This window comes from Saccharicrinis aurantiacus (assembly GCF_001660705.2).
In the GTDB taxonomy this organism is placed as follows: domain Bacteria; phylum Bacteroidota; class Bacteroidia; order Bacteroidales; family Marinilabiliaceae; genus Saccharicrinis; species Saccharicrinis aurantiacus.
Genome location: NZ_LYBV02000022.1, coordinates 57,529 through 80,164, shown reverse-complemented (window position 1 = coordinate 80,164; position 22,636 = coordinate 57,529). Strand labels below are relative to the sequence as shown.

Sequence of the window (22,636 nt, the reverse complement as noted above, 5' to 3'; positions counted from 1 at the left end):
CAAGAGGGCGGTAAGTGAAGGTTTAGATTAATAAAAAGTATGAAAAAGTAATTTTAAATGTTAAAAAACAGATAATTATCTCACATTCATTATGTGGAGCAATATCAGTGAGTTAGGTGCATGCATTTATATGGCTGAAATGTTAAAAAACGACTGTATCCCTTTAGAATAGGCTTTTTTTCTACTGTTAGATTTGGATGAGACTATAATTACTCTATATTTGTAATGCAAATTTTAGTGAATCTAGTTGTTAACCCTATTAATTTATAAGTTATCATGAACAAAGCTCAATTGATTGACGCTATCGCAGAGAATTCAGGTTTAACTAAAGCTGATGCAAAAAAAGCTTTAGACTCATTTATTAACGTAACTAGCGATGCACTTAAAGGTGGAGATAGAATTTCACTTATCGGTTTTGGATCTTTCTCAGTTTCTGAGAGAAGTGCTAGAACAGGAAGAAACCCTCAAACAGGTAAAGAAATTCAAATTGCTGCTAAAAAAGTGGTTAAATTTAAAGCTGGTAGCGAACTAAGTGACGCTGTTAACTAGTTTTCTGTTAAGAAAGAAATACAAAAGAGAGTACTATTAGTACTCTCTTTTTTTTTACAAAACTGTAAGGTGATTCCCTATTTTATTAGAGGTGAAATTGAATTTACAAGAATTAATTATTAAATCTTGTTAGATGCCACGTAATAATTGTGGTTTCCTCATGAAGAAATGATAAATTAGCGCAAATTTTATTTTAAAGCGTATTGTTATAATCTATGGATGAAAATATAAATGAGTTCTTATCGCAATATATTACAGATAATAGAAAGGAACTTTTTGATAGGGTTTTAAATGAAAGAACAAAATATATCAGTGTTGTTTTAGAAGATATATATCAAGCCCATAATGCTAGTGCTGTATTAAGATCGTGTGATTGTTTTGGTATACAAGATGTTCATATTATTGAAAATACAAACGAATATACCGTTAGTAGAGATGTAGCTTTAGGCTCATCGAAATGGGTGAGTATGCATAAATATAATGAGCATGAAAATAACACCTTGTCAGCTATAAAGAAGTTAAAGGCAGATGGGTACCGAGTTGTTGCAACAACACCTCATACAAACGATGTTGAGCTTTATGATTTTGATGTTACAAAAGGTAAGGCAGCATTTGTTTTTGGTACAGAATTAACAGGAATTTCAGATATTGTGAAACAAGAAGCTGATGAATTCGTAAAGATACCAATGTATGGGTTTACTGAAAGTTTTAATATTTCAGTATGTGCAGCTTTAATGTTGCAACACCTATCTCATCAAATTAGGGCTACAAATGTAAACTGGCAACTATCAGAAAATGAGCGAGAATCAATAAAGTTTGATTGGCTGAAATCTTCAATTAAACGATCGGAAGCCATTATTGAAGAATACAAGAGAAGAGATATTTAGTGATAAATATGTAAAAAAAAACGATATTCGTTAGATAATTGATGATTAATGTTGTAAATTATCTGGCATAAAAATTAACCAGCTTAAGGCCCTTTAGACATAAGTCTAATAATATGCTTTAAAGAAAAAAAATTGCTATATGAACTGTATTATTATCGATGATGATAAGTTTTCAACTAAGGTTATAGCTGAATTTATAGAGAAATCTGGAGACCTTAACTTAGTAGGAACTTATGACAATGCTGTTGACGGAATTAATTATTTGAATGGAAAAAATTCTGACGGAATTGACTTATTGTTTCTGGATATTGAGATGCCTGATATGACAGGTATTGATTTATTAAAGACCTTAAATGTATTACCTCAGGTAATTATTTATTCTTCTAAAGAGAAGTACGCATTAGAGTCGTATGAATATAATGTCACAGACTACTTATTAAAACCAGTAAACTATCCGCGTTTTATAAAAGCGGTAAGTAAAGCTAAGGAGAATACTGAAAAGAAAGATGATATTTCAAAAAGTAACTCTGAAATATTCATAAAAAATAACTCATCTCTGGTACGTGTAAAATATGATGATATTTTATGGATAGAAGCCCTAGAGAATTATGTTGTAGTAAATACATTTAAGGATAAGTTTACTATTCACTTTACAATGAAAGCTATTTCTGAGAAAATGCCATCAGATAAGTTTGTAAGAGTGCATCGCTCTTTTATTGTAAATATAGGTAAGATTCGAGTAATAGAAGATAATTCAGTTGTTATAAAAACTGAAATAGGTTCAAAGGTAATCCCAATTGGTAAGTCGTATAAAGAACAATTAATGAATGATATTAATTTAATAACGAAATAGACTTAAAAAGCCGATTTAACTAATTAAATCGGCTTTTTACTTTTTCACATATTGTGAAATAGGAGAATAAAAAAAAGGCAATCCAATTCGAATTGCCTTTCTAGTTTGTAAAATATTTCTTAATAGTTTATTTGAAGTTGGACTCTTAATAGCTGTCCATTTTGATGATTTCCTGTATTACCATTAACAAAATTACTTAAATCTTCATATCTTCTATCAGAGAAGGTGTAAGTTGTATTTAGTTCCAAAGCAGGAAATGGGGACCACTCAATACCAAGCTCTAATTCTTTAACAGTATAGCTTCTAGCATCTGTCTCGAACTTTTTACCACCATCATAATATTGAGCTCTACAAAATGGCATTAACCACCAATTGTGTTTTCTTTTACCTTTAAATTGATACATTAATTGAGCATATCCACCAATTAAATCTTGTGTGTCAATTGTATTGGTTTCTGGGTCGAACTCAGGCCCTTTACCAATATTAAATTCCGATTGAAACCCAAAAGGTTGTGGGTAAACAATAAAAGTTACTGCAGCTCGCTGATCATTAAACTCATGGTTTAGGGCATTAATATCAGTGCCTTTTACTTTAATATCAGAATCACTTACATCGGTAACAGTATATTTACCAGTGTACCCTTGGATACCAGCTTCCATAAATTGTCCATTATTGAGTTGGAAAGGCCATGTGAAACGAGCCACATAGTGGTAACTACCGTTTCCTGAGTATGTGTTAGCCCTTTGGCCATTATACATACCAAAACCAAGGTTACCGTAGTCTCCTGATCCTTTTAAACCCATCTTTTTTAGGGCTGGGAAGATTGCTCTATTCTTTGTAGATGTCCAATAAACAAAGGCACCCATATCACGCTCATCTTTAACCGCACTATTTAAAGGGTCATTTCTATCAAGACCTAAACGGTATTGTGATGATTGTAGGTTTTCGAATCCATAAGGGATTTTACTTTGTCCTGCTCTAATTCTCCATGTTTCATCCTTAGTAAGGTAGATATCTGCGTAAGCATCACGCAATTGACCTAGGTTTTTACCATCAGAAGCAAAATCTGATTGAAGGTAAAAATAAACTCTTTCATGTATTCTACCAGTTACTTTTAAGCGCATTCGACGTAACGAGAAACCGGTGTTTCCACCATATGTTCTGTCACATTGAGGACATGTTAGGTCCACATTTGATTGGTAGAAATCATTGTTTCGTAATTGCATGTAACCTGAGATCTTAATACGCTCATTCCATTCTTTAGGAACAATCATATCGTTAAGGTTAACATCTTTTGTTTCGGGTAGGGCGTACTCTGATTTTTTGTTGAGTTCAATGCCTTCTTGACCGAAAGCAAATACGGATACTAGCGTGACAAGTATTGTCACAAATAATTGTTTTTTCATTTTAGGAATTTTCCTGATGTGTAATTTCGATTAATTGACCTAATTAATTAATAGGACTTGTACCGGTTAGTACAATTGGTTACTCTGAAATGTGTTAAAATAGATGTGGATATACCCTCCCAAGAATATCCACATCTACTTGGAATTATTTTTTATAATTTACAAGATCACGTTGTGATTTTACAAGGTTGTTCACGTGTAAAATCATATTCTGAGTTTCGTGCAATATGTTAAGATATAACATACTATTTTTTGTTCCTGACTTTTCTTTTCTGATGCGTTTTAACTGTTTCTTACGCATTTCTCTTAAGTCTTCAATTTTGAGCTGAATTGCTTCAGTAAAGTCATTTAAATCCTCATAATCATCGTTATTGATGATGTTGATCGCTCTTTTTAGAAGATCCTTAATGCTTTCAGTTAACTCGTTAAGGTCTTTAAACTGCTCTTCAGAAAATACTGAATGATTGTTATCGATGTGATTATAAAGAGGTGTTACAATAAATGTAATGGCATGTGCCGTTTCTCTTAAATAATCAATTACCTGTACATAATAAAGACTAGAATCGATTTCATTATCCTGCAGTTTTTTAACTGTTTGGTAAATGTTATCTTTTACTTTCTTTATTTTTTTGTTCGAGTTATTAACTTTCTTCTTCTTTTCTCTAAGTTCTTTTCTATCTTCATTTTCAAAATCCTTAAATGTTTTAACATAGATATTAAGAATTTTATTTAGAGATGTTGTAACGGTAGTCTTACATGTATCTAGTATCTTATCCGCTTCAATAGGTCCATCTATTTCTTCAATTTCAAATTCTGATACTTCAGTAGTTTTTGCTGTGCTCTTTTTTGAAATTAGATGTGTTCGGTACATAATGTATCCAGCTACAACAATAAGCGCAAAGATTGCAAAAACACCACCAAGGTTTATAATGTTAGCAATAATGAATGCAACAGTAAATGCCGAGAAAGCAGTGAAGAACCAACCTCCAATTACAGATAATACCCCAGTAACTCTATATACAGCACTTTCGCGTCCCCATGCACCATCTGTTAAAGATGTACCCATAGCTACCATAAATGTAACGTATGTGGTTGATAATGGTAGTTTGTAAGAAGTTGCCATTGCAATTAATATACTTGCAACAACAAGGTTTACTGTTGCCCTGATCATATCAAAAGCAGGTGCATCTTTCCCTAATGCAATACGTTGTTCTTCGTATTTTGTTGAGTCAAATTGCTTCGAAATGAAGTTACTTATTGGTTTTGGGATAATTGTGTTGATAGAATTTGATGCATTAATTGATGATCGAACAATTGAACGAGCAAAAAACGATGAGCCAAATCTTTCATCACCTTCTTGTTGGCGGCTAAGATCTAACGAAGTTTTAACAACTGCTTTAGCTTTTTTAGAGGTCCAAAGTGTAATTACCATTATGATACCTGCAATTACCAATAAATAGGTATCAGTTGCTACTTTTCCGGCTAGGGCAGACATTTTAAAAGTTGTTGGGTCTACATTGCCTGCAGCTTTAAAGAAGCCGTATGATTCCAAACCAGCTAACGGAACCCCAATGAAGTTAACCAAGTCGTTACCAGCAAAGGCCATTGCAAGTGCAAATGTTCCTACCAATACAGTAAACTTTAATATATCTAATTTAAATAAAGCTCTGAATATTTGTAACAATACGGTCCAAGCTACAAAAGAAACACCAATGATAATTAAAGCATTATTGTTAATCCATTCCTTTGTGTCAGAAGTCATGAAAGAAGCGCCTTTTGCTCCTTTAATAAGTATAAAGTATGTAATTGCAGTAATTGCAACACCTCCCCATACGGCACCGATATACTTAAGTCGGTTTTGATAATTAAATGAGAATATTAAACGGGTAATGTACTGAACAATAGCTCCAACACTGAAGGCTACAATTACAGATAATAATATTCCACTAATAATAGCAAGGGCTTTTGCTGTGTTTATATATTCACTTAGTGATGTACTCGGATCATTTGAAACTTTAATAATAGCCAATGCAATAGCTGCACCTAATAGTTCAAAAACTATCGATACAGTGGTTGACGTTGGCATACCAAAGGTGTTGAAGAGATCAAGAAGTAAAACATCGGTAAGCATAACCGCTAAAAAGATATACATGATATCACTAAAAGCGAATAGGTTTGGGTTAAAAATTCCTTTTCGGGCTACTTCCATCATTCCACTTGAAGTAGTTGCACCTACCAGTATACCTACAGCTGCAACAATCATAATTACTTTAAATGAGGCTGCTTTAGAACCTATAGCAGAATTCAAGAAGTTTACAGCGTCATTACTAACACCTACAACCAAATCAGAAATGGCGAGTGCGAAGAGCACCACTACCATAATTAAATAAATATTGTCCATTAAAATTAAGTTAATATTGTTTTAATTTTGCGTTGCAAACATATTGTAAAGCGCAACTAGTTATGTTTTTTATATATTATTTAAATGTTAATTCAATGTTAATATTCAATTGGCAATCTAGGATATTCTGTTCAAGATTACAAAAATATATGGTGTGATTTTTTGATTGTACTTGTATCATTAGATGATTTGATAATGTACAAGTTAACACATTATCTGATCTAAGTGCTTTAAGGGGATATTAAGCTTTGTGGATTAATTCAAATTAAAGTTTAACGATATCTTGCACCAAAATTTAAGTTTTAACGTACCTTTGTTTTAACAAAACCGAATATTTAATAAAGCTGACGTGTATTAGTTCGGCTTAAATTATTAGCACAAATCAATGTCGTTAAATTTTTTATCAGACGGAATTATAGTTGGATTTTTAGCTTCAGTTTCACTCGGACCAATAGGTGTTCTTTGTATTCAGCGTACTCTTAATAAGGGAAAATTATCTGGATTTATTTCAGGCTTAGGTGCTGTAGTTAGTGATACCATATATGCAATTATAGCAAGTTTTAGTATTTCTTATATATTAGGTTTTGTTACAAAGTATGAATTATTCATACAGATATTTGGAGCTCTTGTTTTGATAGGCTTAGGCATTAGCATTTTTATGAGCAATCCGGCCGTGGAATTACGAAAACAGAAAAAAGTGAAGAGTTCTTTATTTCAGGACTTTATTTCCACTTTTTTTCTAACAATCTCAAATCCGCTAGCCATAGGCCTATTTTTGGCATGGTTTGCATTTTTTGAAGTGGTGAAAGAAGATGGTGGATTGCCAGAACATGTAATGTTAATTGGCGGGGTGTTTTTGGGAGCGACTATATGGTGGTTTATGCTGACGTCGGTTATTAATCTTTTTCGTTCAAAAATTAACTTAAGAAGACTTTGGTGGTTAAATAAAATAGCAGGAGCTGCAATTGTTGTATTGGTAATTGTTGCATTTTCTGTTTTTATGATGAATAAAGCTTAGAGTTTATCTTCTATCTTAGAACGGAGAGTTTTCTTCTTTAGACATATGTTTGAACGATAATCTATCCAATAGACGTGGCATACATTTTTTCAGAAATACGGTAAGTTTTCCTTCTAGAAAGGTTAGTACAATGGTTTCCTTCCTTTTCTTGATAGCTTTAATAATTGAAATAGCAACTTCTTCGGCACTCATCATTTTACTCTCTTTGCGAGGAGTGGATCCTTGTTGACTTCCATTATTAGTCAATGCGGTTTTTCTGATATTTGAAGCTGTAAACCCTGGTGCCGCAATTAATACATGTAATCCTGTTTTAAGATTTTCTACCCTTATAGTTTCTAATAAACCGTGCATAGCAAACTTACTTGCTGAGTATCCAGTTCTTCCAGGTAAGCCAATATAGCCAGCAATTGAAGATATGCCTGTAATAGATCCTTTTGATTTTAATAAATATGGTAGAGCATATTTACAGCAGTAAGCCGTTCCCCAAAAATTTACATCCATCAATTGTTTTAATACATCTATCTCTACATCTTTAAAAAGTGCTCGCATTGAAATACCAGCATTATTTATCAGTATGTCAATTTTACCAAAGGCAGATACAGTAGCGTCGATTAAGTGTTTGCAATCATTCTCTATACTTACATCAGTAGTTACAACAATATTATCACATCCAATTGAAGTTAATTCTTCGGAAATAGTAGCCAATTTCTGCGACGATCGAGCTGCTAGAGCAACCTTAGCACCTTGTTTAGCAAACTCTTTAGCGAGAGCTAAGCCTATACCTGAAGAGGCTCCAGTAATTATAACAACTTTGTTCTTCATGAATTCTTTGGTGACGCTATTTTTAAAGTTAAACATATGCTTAACGCAAAAGTAGAAAATGAAGTTTTAAATCCTATAAAAAATTATGGAATAAAAACGGATTTTTAAGTCTTTTTTACATTGGTTGTTTTGTAATCAGTAAAAATCTACCTTACTTTGTAAACTTAATGATTATTGAAAATAAATAAAATAAGATATGGAAATTACAAGAAATAGTTTCGTAAAGCTTACATACGCTCTACGTACAAACGCTGCAGATGGTGAGTTAGTAGAAGAAACAACTCCAGAAAATGCTTTAGAATTTGTTTTCGGAACAGGAAAAATGCTTCCTATGTTTGAAGAGAAATTAGAGGGTTTAACTGCTGGTTCTGAATACAATTTTGAGATTCCTAGTGCTGCTGGTTACGGAGAAATTAATGAAGAAGCAAAAGTTGATATTCCAAAGAATATATTTGAGGTAGAAGGAGCAATTGACGAAGACTTAATTAAAGTTGGAAATGTTGTTCCTATGCAAGATGCTCAAGGAAATCGTTTAAATGGTATCGTATTAGAGATTACTGACGAAACTGTAAAAATGGATTTTAATCATCCTTTAGCTGGAGATGATTTATTTTTCTCAGGATCTGTATTAGAAGTTCGTGAAGCTACAGAGAGTGAATTAGTTGCTGCTGTAGGTGGCGGCGGTTGTGGTTCAGGATGTGGTTGTGGAGATACTGCCGGTGGTGGTTGTGATACAGCGTCTTGTGGATCTGATGGTTCAGGTTCAGGCGGTTGTGGATGTTCATAATTCATACATAAAATGATATAAAAAAAGGGTGCTTATGCACTCTTTTTTTGTTTATAGTAAGCTAATGTCTCTTACTTAGGGGTAATCCCAAATTCTTTTCTATTTTTGTGACATTAATCATATACAGTAGTTATACTGATACAAATTATTAAAAGAAATAACTGATGGCCGGAAATTCATTTGGACAATTTTTTAAACTCACTTCTTTTGGTGAGTCTCATGGAAAAGCTGTAGGTGGTGTTATAGAAGGTGTGAAGCCTGGAATCGATATCGATCTTGATTTTATTCAAGCAGAATTAAATCGTCGCAGACCAGGACAGAGTGCGATTACTACACCTAGAGATGAAAAAGATAAAGTAGAAATTCTTTCCGGTATATTAGATGGCAAAGCAACCGGAACTCCAATTGGTTTTGTTATCTGGAATGCGGATCAACGCTCTAAGGATTATGGAAACATAAAAGATGTATACCGTCCTTCTCATGCAGATTATACTTATCAGCAGAAATATGGAATTAGAGACCACCGTGGGGGAGGTAGATCTTCTGCACGTGAAACCATTGCACGAGTTGTTGCTGGTGCAATAGCTAAATTGGTTCTAAAAAGTTATGATGTTGAAATATCAGCATATACATCTCAGGTAGGTACACTGAAACTTGAGAAACCATATACAGAACTTGATTTATCTAAAACTGAGGATAATATTGTGCGATGCCCTGATGCTGAGGTTGCAGAGCAAATGATTGAGTATATTGATAAAGTACGACAAGATAAGGATTCTGTTGGTGGAGTAATTAGTTGTGTAATTAAGAATTCACCAGTTGGACTTGGAGAACCTGTTTTTGATAAATTTCATGCAGAAATGGGTAAAGCTATGCTAGGAATTAATGCTGTAAAGGGTTTTGATTACGGGATGGGTTTCAAGGCTGCTGAAATGAAAGGATCACAGCATAATGATGAGTTTATTATGGATGCTGATGAAGTAAGAACCAAAACAAACCGTTCAGGAGGAGTTCAAGGTGGAATTACCAATGGTGAAGATATCTATATGAATGTTGCTTTTAAGCCGATTGCAACAATTTTGAAAGAACAAAATACCGTAAATAAACAAGGAGAGGAGATTGTGTCTACGGTTAAGGGAAGACATGATCCGTGTGTATTGCCACGTGCTGTGCCAATAGTTGAAGCTATGGCAGCTATGGTAATGGTTGATATGATTTATCTCAATAAGATGTATCAATAATTAATTTATTATACTTTTGCAAAGCCTACTTTATAGTAGGCTTTTTTCATTATAATTATTCATCTTCTAATTCTTTTAAATGCTAAAAAGTATTCCTCTATATATTAAAATTATTGTTGCACTCATTTTCGGAATTATATGGGCTGTTTTGTCAAGCTACATGGGGTGGAGTTCTTTTACCAATAACTGGATTTCTCCTTGGGGAGATATTTTTATTGCATTATTAAAATTAATAGCCATTCCTTTGATATTGTTTTCGGTCATAGGAGGTATTGTTGGTCTTGGAAATCCCAAGGATTTAGGAAAAATGGGGGTGAAGACTCTCGGTTTTTATTTAATTACTACAATAACTGCAGTGTCAGTAGGTTTGATATTAGTTAATGTATTTTCACCAGGAAAAACCTTATCAGAAGACGTTAGAGTAGAAAATAGAATTGCCTATGAAGGGTGGGCCAATGAAAATGGAATTGAAATAATAGAGAATAAATCTTTAGTGAATAATGAGGTTTATAAAGCATATTTGTTTGATAAAAGGCAAGTAGAAAATTCCATAGATAAAGAGTTAGATGAAAAATTTAAGAATCGTCTTAATGAAGAATCAGGTCCTCTTCAACCACTGGTAGATATTATACCAGTTAATATATTTAATTCCTTATCTGGGAATGGATCTATGCTGCAAATCATCTTTTTTGCCATCTTTTTTGGTGTGGCCTTATTGTACATTGATAAGGAAAAAGCGAAACCTGTAATTAGTTTAGTAGAGGGGGTAACAGAAGCATTTGTTAAAATGATTGACTTTGTAATGAAAGCATCTCCTCTTTTTGTTTTTGCGCTAATGGCAGGTGTTGTAAATGATATTGCTGGCGATGATCCATCAAAAGTTTTAGAGTTATTCAAAGGTTTAACATGGTATTCATTAACTGTGTCAGGAGGTTTATTTATTATGGCCTTTATTCTTTATCCAAGCTTGTTAAAACTACTAAGGGGCTCATTCAAGTTTAAAGATTTCTTTGTTGGTATTAGTCCTGCGCAAGCCTTAGCATTTTCAACTAGTTCAAGTGCGGCAACTTTGCCAGTCACATTAGAGTGTGTAGAAGATAACTTGAAAGTGGATAAAAGAACAGCAAGTTTTGTTTTACCCATTGGTGCTACTATTAATATGGATGGAACAAGTTTGTACCAAGCGATTGCGGTAATATTTTTAGCCCAAATTCATATGATTGATTTAAGCTTGGGACAGCAAATGGCGGTTGTGCTAACAGCAACTTTGGCAAGTATTGGCTCAGCTGCAATACCTAGTGCCGGATTGGTTATGCTTATGGTTGTGCTTGAGTCAGTAGGGCTAAATCCTGCTTGGATTGCTATAATATTACCAGTGGACCGTATTCTTGATATGATGCGTACAGTGGTTAATGTTACAGGAGATGCAACAGTTTGCTTGCTTGTTGATAATAAAAAAGCTCCTTCTCCAAATTAGGAGAAAGAGCTTGATATTTTATCGAGTCTTTAGGTTTTATAAAAGTGATTTTACAACTTCTAAAGTTTTATCAAAATTAGGTTCATCAGTTATCTCTGATACATACTCAACGTATTTTACAACACCATCTTTATCTACAACCACACCACCTCTGGCTAGTAAACGTAGTTCCTCTACAACAAAACCATATTTAGCACCAAAATCTAAATCTTTATGATCAGACAGAGTGATAATGTTCTCTAGGCCTTCGGCACCGCAGAATCTTGATTGTGCAAATGGTAAATCGCAAGAAATAGAAAGTACCACAGTATCTTCTAATTCGTTTGCAGCAACATTAAATTTGCGATTTTGAGCAGCACAAACTCCTGTATCAATAGATGGATATACTGTTAATACAACTACTTTCCCTTTATAATCTGATAATTTAGCAGGTGTTAAGTCCCCTTTTAATACAGTAAAATCTGGAGCTACATCGCCTACTTTTATTTCGTTTCCAACTAAAGTTACCGGGTTTCCGGCAAAAGTTACGTCAATATTATTCTTATTCATTTGTTTATCTTTAAGTGTTTTTATCTAAACAGCACAATGCAAAAAATGTTGTTGCTACTGCAAATATTATTTTAACAGGATTGAAAAATTTATTCCTTATCTAGGACTATGTAAAAAGTACTTCCCTTTTCAGGAGATGAGTCTAGTTCTATTTTTCCATTCAATAAAGTAGTAAGTCCATTGCAAATAGCTAAACCTAAACCAACCCCATCATTGGTATTGATATGAATGGTTTCATCAATAGAGAAACGGTCGAAAACCCTTTTTTTAGCTTCTTCAGAAATTCCTTTGCCATCATCAGAAACATATAGTCTGAAATTGTTTTCTTCTTCTATTAAACCATATTCCACATGGCCTTTTTCAGTGTACTTTACTGCATTGTAAATAAGGTTTGATAATATCTGAAATATTATACTTTCATCTGATTCTATGAGAATATTCTCCTTTTGTAGTTTATAACCAATTGTGACTGTTTTGTTAACTGGTATCTGAGATAGATGCTTTTGCCTTAATCTATCAAAAGTACTTTTAATCAGGAACGATTTTTTATGAACGTTTATCGAATTTGATTCAAGTTTAGAGGCCTCTACCATGTTGTTAATTATTCTGAGGAGTTTATTCCCATTATCTTTAATTAAATTTTGATAAAGGTTTTGAGTAGATTTATCGATATTGTCATCCATTAAAATATCAGAAAACCCTATAATAGCATGCATTGGCGTTCTAATTTCATGACTCATATTGGCAAGAAAAGAAGAGATGATTTTCTCTGATCTTTTTGCTTTCTCTTTTTCATTTATGAGATGTTCTTTAATAAGGTATAGTATCGGTATCTCAATAAGTAGGAATATTATAAAAACTATAAATACATCATAAAAACGGAAAGTCATATTTGAATATCCAACAATAGTTTCAGGGTAGATTAGTTCAATAATGAATAGTGCACATATATTTAACCATGCCAGCACCACAATAAGTCCTTTGTTTTTTATTTTTATAATAAATAGAAAGATTGGAAGAATAGCCTGAAATATAATTACGGTAGGGCCTAAGCTGCCACCATTTGTAAACCATACTATATTTATGGCACTAAAAACTGATAATATAATTAGAGGTTTGCATAGTCTTGAACTTGAGTTATTTTTGCATATTAATAATAGTATTCCATAAAAAAAAGAGAACCCTACAGTTATATATGTAAAGCTAGGAGGTAAGTCTAGAGCAATGTTTATAAATGTAGATAATACAGAAACAGCAAAGCATATGGCTACAAAATATCTAGTCATACTATCGGTGTCTATTATGTTTAGAATATATTCCAATAGTTTAATAGGGCGTTTCTTTGGGAAACGAGTTTTTTTCTTAGACAGCATGTTGCATTTGGTGTGAGTTTGTTGCGAATATATGAAAAATGATTTAGTAAATAAAATTATGATAGATACTAATTGGATTTATTATTGGTATTTATCCTTATTGTTACAAAATAGGGACAATTATATTTCAGTAATTACTGTGTCATTAACAATATAAAAGTATATTTTTGTGGCCCTTATTAATCACTACTAAGATTACAAAATGCTCAACGGACATGGCAATTCACACTTTAATATAAAGGAGCCAATTCAGAAAGACTTTAGTTCCAATATTTGGTATAGAGGTTTAAATACTAATTTATCAGTTTACCTTGAAAGTACAATACATAATGTAATTAACTACCCTGTTGTTGATGCTATTAATTTGCAGCAAATTGTCGCCAATTCATATGGATTAACTCATAATTCAGTTTGTATCACTAACGGTGCAACTGAAGCATTTTATTTAATTGCACATGCTTTTAGTTGTCAGAAGTCGTTAATTGTTATTCCTTCGTTTTCAGAGTATAATGATGCACCTCTATTATATAAACATTCAATTGAAACAATTAGAAGTGCAGATTTAGATAAGGTAAAAGATTCTGATGCAAATTTGGTTTGGATTGGTAATCCTAATAACCCAGATGGTAAAGTACTGCAAATACATACCATTGAAGAATTACTAAAGGAAAATAAGGAAAAGGTTTTTGTTATTGATGAAGCTTATGCTGAGGTTTGTAATAAATTTAGTTCTGCAATTAGTTTAATCTCTCAATATGATAATGTAATTATAGTAAAATCAATGACTAAGCAATGTGTTATTCCTGGTTTACGATTGGGCTACTTTATTGCAAATGAAGCTCTCAGAGATAAGGTTGCCGCTTATAGAATGCCATGGAGTGTTAATAGTATAGCGCTTGATGCAGGTAGTTATATTTTTAATCATCTTGATGACTTTACAATTGATACTAAAGAATTAAAAAAAGAATCACTTCAATTTCAAAATACGGTTAACGCAATTGATGGCATAGAAGTAATTCCATCGGAAACCAATTACTTTTTATGTAAGCTGATCAATCATAAGGCTGCTGATTTGCAGAGGTACTTAATCAGTAATTACGGATTTTTAATACGTGAAGCTTCAAATTTCGAAGGACTTGATGCGTCTTATTTCAGATTGGCAATTCAAGGAGAAGATTATAATATCCAATGCGCTAATGCCATTAAAGAATTTGTAAGCAAATGATGTCTACAGAATATATCACTTTACTCGCCTTATTAATAGGTTTTATACTAGATGCTATTATTGGAGATCCCTATTCATGGCCTCATCCTATAAAACTATTTGGAAACTGTATTGCTTTCGGTGAGAAGAAGCTCAATACTAAAAAGAATAGATTTGCCAAGGGAGCAGTATTAACAAGTTTATTAATTGGATTGAGTTATGGAGCTTTTTATTTCATAGCAGAGTTTTCGGCACAGCATGCAATAGCTAGTCTTGTAATAGTATCGGTGTTTGTTTTTTATGGCTTAGCTAATCATACTTTAATTAAGGAAGGTTTAAAAGTAAACTCTGTGTTGGAGTTGGAAGGTTTAGAAGCGGGTAGAAAGCAGCTAAGCTATATAGTAGGAAGAGATACCAGCCAATTAAGTGCGCAAGAAATTCGCACTGCTGTTCTTGAAACTTTAGCCGAAAACCTTAGCGATGGAGTAATAGCACCAATGTTTTATTATGCGATTGGCGGTATACCGGCAATGTTTGCTTACAAGATGATTAATACGCTTGACTCTATGATTGGGTATAAAAGTGAGCGCTATTTTTATTTTGGAAAGTTTGCTGCCATAGTTGATGATATTGCGAACTATATACCAGCACGTTTGACTGCATTATTAATGGTGCTTGTATCTTTTAGTTATAGAGGTTTTAGCTTCATATTTAAGTTTGGACATAAGCATGCAAGTCCCAATGCCGGCTACCCTGAATCAGCTTTAGCGGGTATTTTAAATTGTAGATTTGGAGGCCCGAATGTATATCATGGAAAGCTAGTAGACAAGCCTTATATTGGAGAAAACGAAAGAGAAATAACTTTTCAGGATATAAAAAAAGCAGCTGTGGTTAATGCAGCTACTTCTTTTGTAATGTTGATATTGTGCTCTATTTATTTGATGTACTAATTGGTTATAATAAAAAAGAAGGAAATTAGTTTTCCTTCTTCTCAAGGTATTTTATTAAAGTTTAATTTTTAAACTCTTGAATCATTTCATCAATTGATTTGTGTTTACGTTGTGTTACTTTCTGATAGTCGGAAATGCCATCAAATTTTCCAGTTCTAATCCCTTCATAAATTCCGCCAATTACTGTGCCCATAAATTCGCCCAAGGCTTCTTTGCGGTCATTAACATAGTCTGCAACCGAAATGCTTTTGTATACCAAGTTAGTATCAAAGTTCTTATTAATGGCACTAGCTAGTTCTTGTTGAGAAATTGGTTCTCCAAATAAACTATAAGTTCCACCAATTAGGCTATCGTTAATTAGCATTTTAAAATAAGCAAAAGCCAATTCTTGGCGCGAAGTGTACCCACATCGTCCATCACCAGAACAGTTGATTATACCGCCTTCTTTGGTATAAGTATCTATATATTGTAAATCAGGCTCAATATAAATACCGTTTCTCCCAATAGCCCATTGCAAGCCCGAGTTTCGTATATCCTCTTCTGTTTGGCGGTTACTTGCCACAATGGGGCTAAAAGCATTGCCTTCCTCGGCACCGAATATACTAGTATAAACTATTTTTTTTACACCATTGCTTTTGGCTGCTTCTATTACATTACGATGTTGTTGAATACGTTTATCTGGATGATCCATACCTGATACCAGAAGTACAGCATCAATACCTTTTAATGCTTCTGTAAAATCTTCCTTATTGTTATAATCTCCTTTTCTGATTTCAACGCCAAGTGATTTCGCTTTTTCAGGGGTGCGTGCTATACCAACTATATTTTCTGCACCTATTTCGCTTATTAGGTGTTTTATAATGGTACTTCCTAAATTTCCGCTTGCTGTTGTTACTGCAATTTTTTGTGTAGTCATTTTATTTCAATTTTAAGGAGTTTTTATATTGCTTGATAATCTGTTTCCTATAATTTCAAAGTGAATTATAAACCCTATAGTTAGTAAGGTACTAAATTTATTATTAGGTATGGAATAGGCATTTTTCGTGTAGATAGCCCACCAACAAAATGTTGAACTAGTGATGTGGCGGTGTAAGTACCTTTTACATTTGCGTAATGTGGTATTATCAATAAAAAAGTAGCAATGTGTAATAGGAGATGGGCTGTATGGGTGGCTAAAACTACCTTTACCGACATGTTTTAGTACTAAATTTCGGACAAAATGGTATTTACAAAATGTTTTTTCGATTTTTTCGGCGAATATGAACCATCTAGATTTATGGGATACCATTTTCGCCTCATGGTTGAGCCTTCCCGTTTATGTTGTTGGTATTTTGGGCAGTGAGGCATACCATCAAAATTTCGGAGGAGGTACTTTTCGCCAGTGGTTCAAGATATCAACATTTGTGTGATGCATATTTTGATAGGTGAACCATTGTTTCGCGCTTGTGTAGTTAGTTGTTTCTTGGGCTTGTTTGAGAGGCAGTGGAATGTGCAAGGGAGTTTATTATTGATGCATACTGCGAACCCAGTTGGCTTAGGGATAGGAGCGGCATCCTTTGTGAGCCCTTTTTGGCGAAGCAAAGATACAGCGGATTGCCCGACCCGCAGGGGAAGCCCCAAATATTTAGGGTTTTGGAAAAATTAAAAGGTTTGTGGTTAAATAAGAAGTCCTAATCCGCAACTGCAGATTAGGACTTGGGTATATTTTATATCTGTTACGCGTGAAGCAGAAATAGCGCAGGTCGTTTGTGTAGTTCTGGTATTTCTTTTTTCCACTGGTTAGCAGTTTTTGTTTTAACGTATTCTGTTTCTAAAGTAATATCGCAGGCTATGCAAATGCGGGTATTGCCTTTGCAGGTAGCCAAAATATCTTTAAGCAATTGGTTGTTACGGAAAGGTGCTTCGATAAATAACTGTGTTTGGTTTTCGGAGAGAGAACGGCCTTCGAGCTGTTTGATTTTTTTAGTTCGTTCATCGGTTTTAATGGGAATGTATCCGTTAAAGGCAAAGCTTTGTCCGTTCATACCCGAAGCCATTAGGGCAAGCAGGATAGATGATGGACCAACCAAAGGAACTACTTTGATGCCCAAGAAGTGTGCTGTAGCAACTATATCGGCACCCGGATCGGCAACGCCAGGGCAGCCTGCTTCTGATATAACACCCATATCGTTTCCGGCTTTTGCAGCATTCAGAAAACTACTTTTTTCTTTATCGGTGGTGCGCTTATTTAATACGTAAAAGGTAAGCTCATCAATATTTATTGACCTATCAAGTTTTTTTAAATACCTACGCGTGGTTCTAACATCCTCAACAATAAAATGCTTTATTTCTTTTACCATACCAATGATGTCATTCGGAATTACACGCTCTATAGTACTATCACCTAAAGTTGTAGGAATTAAATATAATTGACCTGCCATATTAATTTTGTTTTGTATACTGTTTATTGTGGAGGCGCAAAAGTACAAAAAGCTTTGTTTATTTAGGGTTACAGAGCTTAATAAATGAAAAAATACGAGGTTATAAAGTGAAAAAATGTAATTTAGCACAGCAAATGCATGCATTGTATTTAAATGAATACTGCGAGTAAGCAAATCCTAATTTAGCATATATCGAATTTTGTTATTTCAAATTTATCAGATTCTATGAATATTAAATCTCTTATTATAACCACATTTTTATTTTTCTGTATCATTGGTAGTGCACAGTCTTATGATCTCAGGTATCAGCTTGAGCTTGGAAAGACCTATAAATTCTATCAGGCTACGGAATTAAATATTACGCAAACTATTGGTCCGATGGATCAAGAGGTGGATAATTCATTTAGAGGTATTACTCGATTTACACCTACAAAAATTGAGGGAGAGAATATCACCCTGAAAGTTGCTTTTGAAACTTTATCGGTTCAAATTAAAAGTATGTTTTTTAATGTGTTATACGATTCGAGTTTACCAGTTGAGAAAACAGATAACATTGGTTTGATGTACGATGGTATTGTGAATAAGGATTTTACCATGGTAATTACCCCAAAAGGTAAAGTGATTTCGGTTGATGGAATGGATCAGATTATTGAGGATGCTGCTGAAGCTTTAATTTATGCTTCAACACGATCATTGGAGCGTATTAAAGGGACTATGAATTCGCATTTTGGTGAAGAATCGTTGAAGGGTAATATGGAAATGATTTTGTCTATTTATCCTGATGAAAAGCAGAAGGTTGGAGACAAATGGACTACGGAAACGCGTTTAACATCGGCATTGCAAGCTGATTTAATGAGTAATTGGACATTAGAATCGGCCGATAATAATAATTGGATTATTTCTAGCGTGGGAAAAGTGTCGGCCGATGCTCAGGAGGCCAATATGGATGGCATGTTGATGCGTTTTAATTTAAACGGAAATAACCATTCAAAATTTACAGTTAACCAGAACGATGGTTGGTTTGAAAAGGGATGGCAGAAACAAAGCATATCGGGCTTTATTGAAATGTTGGGTAAAAAGGAAGGTGAGGAAGATATGCAAATACCGGTTTCAGTAACCTCAAGTACTACTTTAGAAAGAAGATAGGTTTTTAAGTATAATAGATTAAGATATATAGCATAACACGGGCTTAACTTTTAAAGTTAAGCCCGTGTTGTTTTTATGAGATGATATTTTTGGTATTACAGTTTAATAACCTTTTCTACGCTTAAGTTATCATCAGCCTTTATGCGTAATACATACATACCGCTTGCCAAGTCATTAGCATCAACAGTAGAACGGTGTACATTAGATGATTTAATTCGTTTAATGATTTGTCCTGTTTGGTTTAGTATTTCTATTTCAAGATTATCTATCGAAGTATCGAAAGTAATATTAAAACTATTTTTTATTGGGTTTGGGTAAACGGTGCAAATGTTATCAAATATCTGATTAATTGCAGTAGCTTCATCAAGAGTAGCATCGTTATAGGTTGAGCTGTATCCTGGGAACACCACATCGGCAGTATTACCAACCATATCTTCTCCGAACCAAAGAATACGGTGAGGATGTCCATCACCTCTGTCGTGATCAAACCAGGCCGGTTTTACGTCTTTGAATTCTCTAATCCAATCGGCACCTTGCCCTACTAGTTCATCAATAATATCCTGCACAGGCTTTCCGTCAATGCTTCCGCTTAATTGCTTTTCGGGGTTAACATTAACATCGAATAATTTCCACTGACCATTGCCTCCTTTGCGAGTGATGCGGTAAGGATAAGAGATTATAGCTGCGTTGTGGAATCCGTTTTGCGGACGAAGTACATGAATTGTTTGGTTGGGCCTTACTTCTTCACCAGCCAACATTTTATCCATAAAGTCTAATCCATCAATGGTTTTAGTAATTGGGATTGTTCCTCCTGCTAAGTTTACAAAAGTAGGATACAAATCGAGTGCGCTAATTTGGTATGGATAAGTACTTGGTGTTTCAATTTGATTAGGCCAATGTATAAAGAAAGGAACTCTATGTCCTCCTTCATCTACACTACCTTTTAATGAGTTGAGCGGATAATTTACAGCTCCCTTACTAAAGGTATACCCACCATTATCGCTAAAGAATACAATAAGGGTGTTATCCATAATATTCATGTCCTTTAACTTTTGAGTCAGTCTACCTATGTTTTTATCTAAATTAGCCACCATTGTAGCGTACACAATACGTGCATCAACCATTTTTTCAAATAGTCGTTCTTCAGCTAAAATGCGTTCTGCATTTTTTTCTTCTTCCGTAAGGTCGTTCCAAACACGGCCATCGTCTTCAACATAACTTTGAGCTTCCTTATCAACATTATTGCTTTTTGAAACCGGGTCCGAAGTGCGAATGTAACCACCATCAATTCTAATGTTTTGTTCAAAAGCAGGGTTGTCAATTAAGAATTGATCAATTTCATTTTGCGGAGCTTGCAGAGGAGTATGAGGTGCATTGTATGCAAGGTACATTAGTAAAGGATTATCAGCATCACCGCCTTTTCTATCAATAAAGTCGATGGCTTGATCGGTCAGAATATCGGTTAAATATTCATCAGAGCCAAATTCTTTTCTATCCACATAGTCTCGGTTTCTTTGTAAAGGATCAAGATACTCGTTTGTATTAGGATTATCCTTAGGAGCATTATAATCTGCATGATCCTCTGGATTTTTGTACCATACATTATCGTATTCGCTTCTGAAGTAGTTTTTTCCTCCTCCTAAAAAGCCAAAGAATTCATCAAACCCTCTATCCATAGGTTGATATTTTCCTTCGGTAAAACCTAAATGCCATTTACCAAGTGCCATTGAATGATATCCGGTTTGGTCAACAACCTTTGACCAATAAATTTCATTTTCAGGAATCCCTAAAGTAGTGGTGATATCATTGGGTAGGTTATATTGAGCACCAATTCGGTGTGGGTAAATACCTGTCATAATAGCTGCTCTACTTGGTCCACAGAATGGGTGAGCCACGTGTGCACTTGAGCAAATAATACCATTAGTGGCTAGGGCATCTAGTTGCGGAGTTGGTATTACGCCTCTATCTGCAGGATAATTCGGGTCGCGATTAAATCCTACATCCCCATATCCAAGATCATCTGCTAATATTACAATGATATTAGGGCGTGTTCCTTGGGTTTGCGAATAGACGGTAAAAGTGATGCCAAGTAAAAAGAGGAGAATAGATGTAAATTTTAAGTTCATAGTTGTTGCTTTGTGTAAATAATTATTAAGATCTGTTAATTATGTTGCAATATTAACAGATTCTTAGCTCGAACTATTCCTGAAATTTACCTCAAAATGGTACTATTTTACCTTCCTAAAAAATGGCTTATGATATTAAAAATGTAAGTGGTTGTAATTATTTATCACACCTGTTGTTGTCCTATAGCTATTAAGTTATCATCAATTTTTTCTATTGTTTCCATCTGTGATAAACACGAAGTTAAATTGGGATTTTGTAAGGCCCATAGGTACGACTTTGCAAACTTAGATAAATTCTCATCAGGAATAATTGAATTCAATTTATCTACAATCCAATCAGGTTTATTATCCATAACGTAAAGCCTTGAAACCTTCATTGCAATTAATCCCATACCAGATTGCTTGGCTCTATACATAGCTGCGTCAACAGCTGCATGATTGGCGATATTGTATGCGAGCATGGCCACATCGTAGTAAGACAAATCTGTGGCTGCCTCTAAATTGCCATTTACATCATTATGAAAAGATAGTGCTGAAGCACGGATTAATCCTTTTTGTTTAAACTCTGAAAATAACTCTTGAAGGATATCATCTTTTAAATCAGGTTCTGAAGAACCGTGTGGACAAAATAAAACATCAACATAATCAACCTGCATCCGTTTTAGCGAATCTTCAAGTAATTTATAAGTATGCTTTTTAATCTCTTGTTTCCACTCTTTCTTCATGCCATATTTTTGCAAAACAATATGCCATAGGTACGATTTTTTCAGTTGGTTCTCTTGTCCATTGAAATAGTTGAAATGATAACCAGGTCTTAAAACCATTCTGTTGGCCAAAAGAGCATCAGCTTCTGCACGTAAATTCTCTTGTTCGCTCGTTGAAAGCGTATCAAATATCTTCTTCATATACTTACCTTTTCCATAACCGCTAAGCTTTGTGGTAAGAAAAACCTTTTCACGGTTCCCTCTCAGTTTAAAATACTTTCCAATATTTTCTTCCACCTTACCTTGTCCGTATGCAAAAGCACAGTCGAAATAATTAATGCCACGTTCAATACTAGCATCAAGAACTGGGTAACATTCTTCGGTTTGATAAGGAAATGTGCCCATTCCAAGCTCAGAAACCATCATTCCAGTTCTTCCTAGCATTCGATATTGCATGCCATCCTTTTTATTTCGCCAAATTGGTTCAATATCTTTATTTTCTGAGATAACTTTCGTGTTTTGATCACAAGCACTTATTAATGATGGTGCTGAGATTAGGCCTAATGATGATGCAACAGATTTTTGAATAAATTTTCTGCGAGAGTCTTTCTGCTTATTCATAATATTAGTTATAAGTTTCAGTACACCAATATATTGAATTTTGAAACGAATAGAAATGCAAAAAGGTTAATGCGATGTTAATGCTCCTAAAGAATAGTAGGT

Annotated in this window: 19 protein-coding genes; 10 read left to right on the top strand and 9 right to left on the bottom strand. The window is 34.0% G+C overall.

Annotation, left to right across the window (positions count from 1 at the left end; translation table 11 throughout):
- Positions 1 to 276: 276 nt before the first annotated feature.
- The 3 genes from A8B35_RS09110 to A8B35_RS09100 all read left to right on the top strand — a co-directional run bounded on the left by A8B35_RS09110 (position 277) and on the right by A8B35_RS09100 (position 2,289).
- Positions 277 to 549: an HU family DNA-binding protein gene (locus A8B35_RS09110; RefSeq protein ID WP_068472431.1), complete on the top strand. Its 273-nt coding sequence runs from the start codon at positions 277 to 279 to the stop codon at positions 547 to 549.
- A 215-nt stretch (positions 550 to 764) separates the two neighbouring features.
- Complete coding sequence (locus A8B35_RS09105) at positions 765 to 1,436, top strand: TrmH family RNA methyltransferase (protein WP_068472428.1); 672 nt, start codon at positions 765 to 767, stop codon at positions 1,434 to 1,436.
- Positions 1,437 to 1,575: 139 nt separating this feature from the next.
- Positions 1,576 to 2,289 carry a LytR/AlgR family response regulator transcription factor gene (locus A8B35_RS09100; RefSeq protein ID WP_068472426.1) on the top strand — a complete coding sequence of 238 codons (714 nt, stop codon included), beginning with the start codon at positions 1,576 to 1,578 and terminating at the stop codon, positions 2,287 to 2,289.
- A gap of 119 nt (positions 2,290 to 2,408) precedes the next feature.
- Here the strand turns inward: A8B35_RS09100 and A8B35_RS09095 are convergent, their stop codons facing one another.
- Both A8B35_RS09095 and A8B35_RS09090 read right to left on the bottom strand, forming a co-directional pair.
- Positions 2,409 to 3,695 carry a porin gene (locus A8B35_RS09095; RefSeq protein WP_222844129.1) on the bottom strand — a complete coding sequence of 429 codons (1,287 nt, stop codon included), beginning with the start codon at positions 3,693 to 3,695 and terminating at the stop codon, positions 2,409 to 2,411.
- Between the two features lie 145 nt (positions 3,696 to 3,840).
- The gene (locus A8B35_RS09090) at positions 3,841 to 6,096 is read right to left on the bottom strand and encodes an inorganic phosphate transporter (RefSeq protein WP_068472424.1); all 2,256 of its coding nucleotides are present in this window, start codon (positions 6,094 to 6,096) and stop codon (positions 3,841 to 3,843) included.
- Between the two features lie 385 nt (positions 6,097 to 6,481).
- Here A8B35_RS09090 and A8B35_RS09085 point away from each other — a divergent pair, with 385 nt between their 5' ends.
- Entirely contained in the window at positions 6,482 to 7,114 is a 633-nt protein-coding gene (locus A8B35_RS09085; protein ID WP_068472422.1) for a LysE family translocator, read from the top strand.
- A gap of 15 nt (positions 7,115 to 7,129) precedes the next feature.
- Here A8B35_RS09085 and A8B35_RS09080 read toward each other — a convergent pair whose 3' ends face one another.
- The gene (locus A8B35_RS09080) at positions 7,130 to 7,936 is read right to left on the bottom strand and encodes an SDR family oxidoreductase (RefSeq protein ID WP_068472420.1); all 807 of its coding nucleotides are present in this window, start codon (positions 7,934 to 7,936) and stop codon (positions 7,130 to 7,132) included.
- 196 nt (positions 7,937 to 8,132) lie between these two features.
- Between A8B35_RS09080 and A8B35_RS09075 the strand changes: the two genes are divergently transcribed.
- The 3 genes from A8B35_RS09075 (at position 8,133) to A8B35_RS09065 (ending at position 11,441) form a co-directional block, all read left to right on the top strand.
- On the top strand, positions 8,133 to 8,723 hold the full coding sequence (locus A8B35_RS09075) for an FKBP-type peptidyl-prolyl cis-trans isomerase (protein WP_068472418.1): 591 nt from the start codon (positions 8,133 to 8,135) through the stop codon (positions 8,721 to 8,723).
- 164 nt (positions 8,724 to 8,887) lie between these two features.
- Positions 8,888 to 9,964: a chorismate synthase gene (aroC, locus tag A8B35_RS09070; protein WP_068472416.1), complete on the top strand. Its 1,077-nt coding sequence runs from the start codon at positions 8,888 to 8,890 to the stop codon at positions 9,962 to 9,964.
- Positions 9,965 to 10,043: 79 nt separating this feature from the next.
- Positions 10,044 to 11,441 carry a dicarboxylate/amino acid:cation symporter gene (locus tag A8B35_RS09065; RefSeq protein WP_068472415.1) on the top strand — a complete coding sequence of 466 codons (1,398 nt, stop codon included), beginning with the start codon at positions 10,044 to 10,046 and terminating at the stop codon, positions 11,439 to 11,441.
- Positions 11,442 to 11,477: 36 nt separating this feature from the next.
- On the opposite strand, the gene tpx is transcribed toward A8B35_RS09065, so the two are convergent.
- Together tpx and A8B35_RS09055 are read right to left on the bottom strand one after the other, a co-directional pair.
- Complete coding sequence (tpx, locus tag A8B35_RS09060; RefSeq protein ID WP_068472414.1) at positions 11,478 to 11,990, bottom strand: thiol peroxidase; 513 nt, start codon at positions 11,988 to 11,990, stop codon at positions 11,478 to 11,480.
- Positions 11,991 to 12,079: 89 nt separating this feature from the next.
- A complete protein-coding gene (locus A8B35_RS09055; RefSeq protein WP_171973181.1) occupies positions 12,080 to 13,276 on the bottom strand; it encodes a sensor histidine kinase in 1,197 nt (398 codons plus the stop codon).
- Positions 13,277 to 13,565: 289 nt separating this feature from the next.
- On the opposite strand from A8B35_RS09055, the gene A8B35_RS09050 reads away from it, so the two are divergent.
- Positions 13,566 to 14,588, top strand: a complete 1,023-nt coding sequence (locus A8B35_RS09050) for a pyridoxal phosphate-dependent aminotransferase (RefSeq protein WP_068472412.1) — start codon at positions 13,566 to 13,568, stop codon at positions 14,586 to 14,588.
- Positions 14,585 to 15,517: an adenosylcobinamide-phosphate synthase CbiB gene (gene cbiB, locus A8B35_RS09045; RefSeq protein ID WP_222844128.1), complete on the top strand. Its 933-nt coding sequence runs from the start codon at positions 14,585 to 14,587 to the stop codon at positions 15,515 to 15,517. The genes A8B35_RS09050 and cbiB overlap by 4 nt, the downstream gene beginning before the upstream one ends.
- Positions 15,518 to 15,578: 61 nt before the next feature.
- On the opposite strand, the gene A8B35_RS09040 is transcribed toward cbiB, so the two are convergent.
- Complete coding sequence (locus tag A8B35_RS09040) at positions 15,579 to 16,433, bottom strand: SDR family oxidoreductase (protein WP_068472410.1); 855 nt, start codon at positions 16,431 to 16,433, stop codon at positions 15,579 to 15,581.
- A 799-nt stretch (positions 16,434 to 17,232) separates the two neighbouring features.
- Entirely contained in the window at positions 17,233 to 17,937 is a 705-nt protein-coding gene (locus A8B35_RS09030) for an SAM-dependent methyltransferase (RefSeq protein WP_068472509.1), read from the bottom strand.
- Positions 17,938 to 18,162: 225 nt separating this feature from the next.
- Between A8B35_RS09030 and A8B35_RS09025 the strand changes: the two genes are divergently transcribed.
- Positions 18,163 to 19,083: a DUF6263 family protein gene (locus tag A8B35_RS09025; protein WP_068472406.1), complete on the top strand. Its 921-nt coding sequence runs from the start codon at positions 18,163 to 18,165 to the stop codon at positions 19,081 to 19,083.
- 95 nt (positions 19,084 to 19,178) lie between these two features.
- Here the strand turns inward: A8B35_RS09025 and A8B35_RS09020 are convergent, their stop codons facing one another.
- Complete coding sequence (locus A8B35_RS09020) at positions 19,179 to 21,209, bottom strand: sulfatase-like hydrolase/transferase (RefSeq protein WP_068472404.1); 2,031 nt, start codon at positions 21,207 to 21,209, stop codon at positions 19,179 to 19,181.
- A 164-nt stretch (positions 21,210 to 21,373) separates the two neighbouring features.
- Positions 21,374 to 22,534: an aldo/keto reductase gene (locus tag A8B35_RS09015; protein ID WP_068472402.1), complete on the bottom strand. Its 1,161-nt coding sequence runs from the start codon at positions 22,532 to 22,534 to the stop codon at positions 21,374 to 21,376.
- Positions 22,535 to 22,636: the final 102 nt, after the last annotated feature.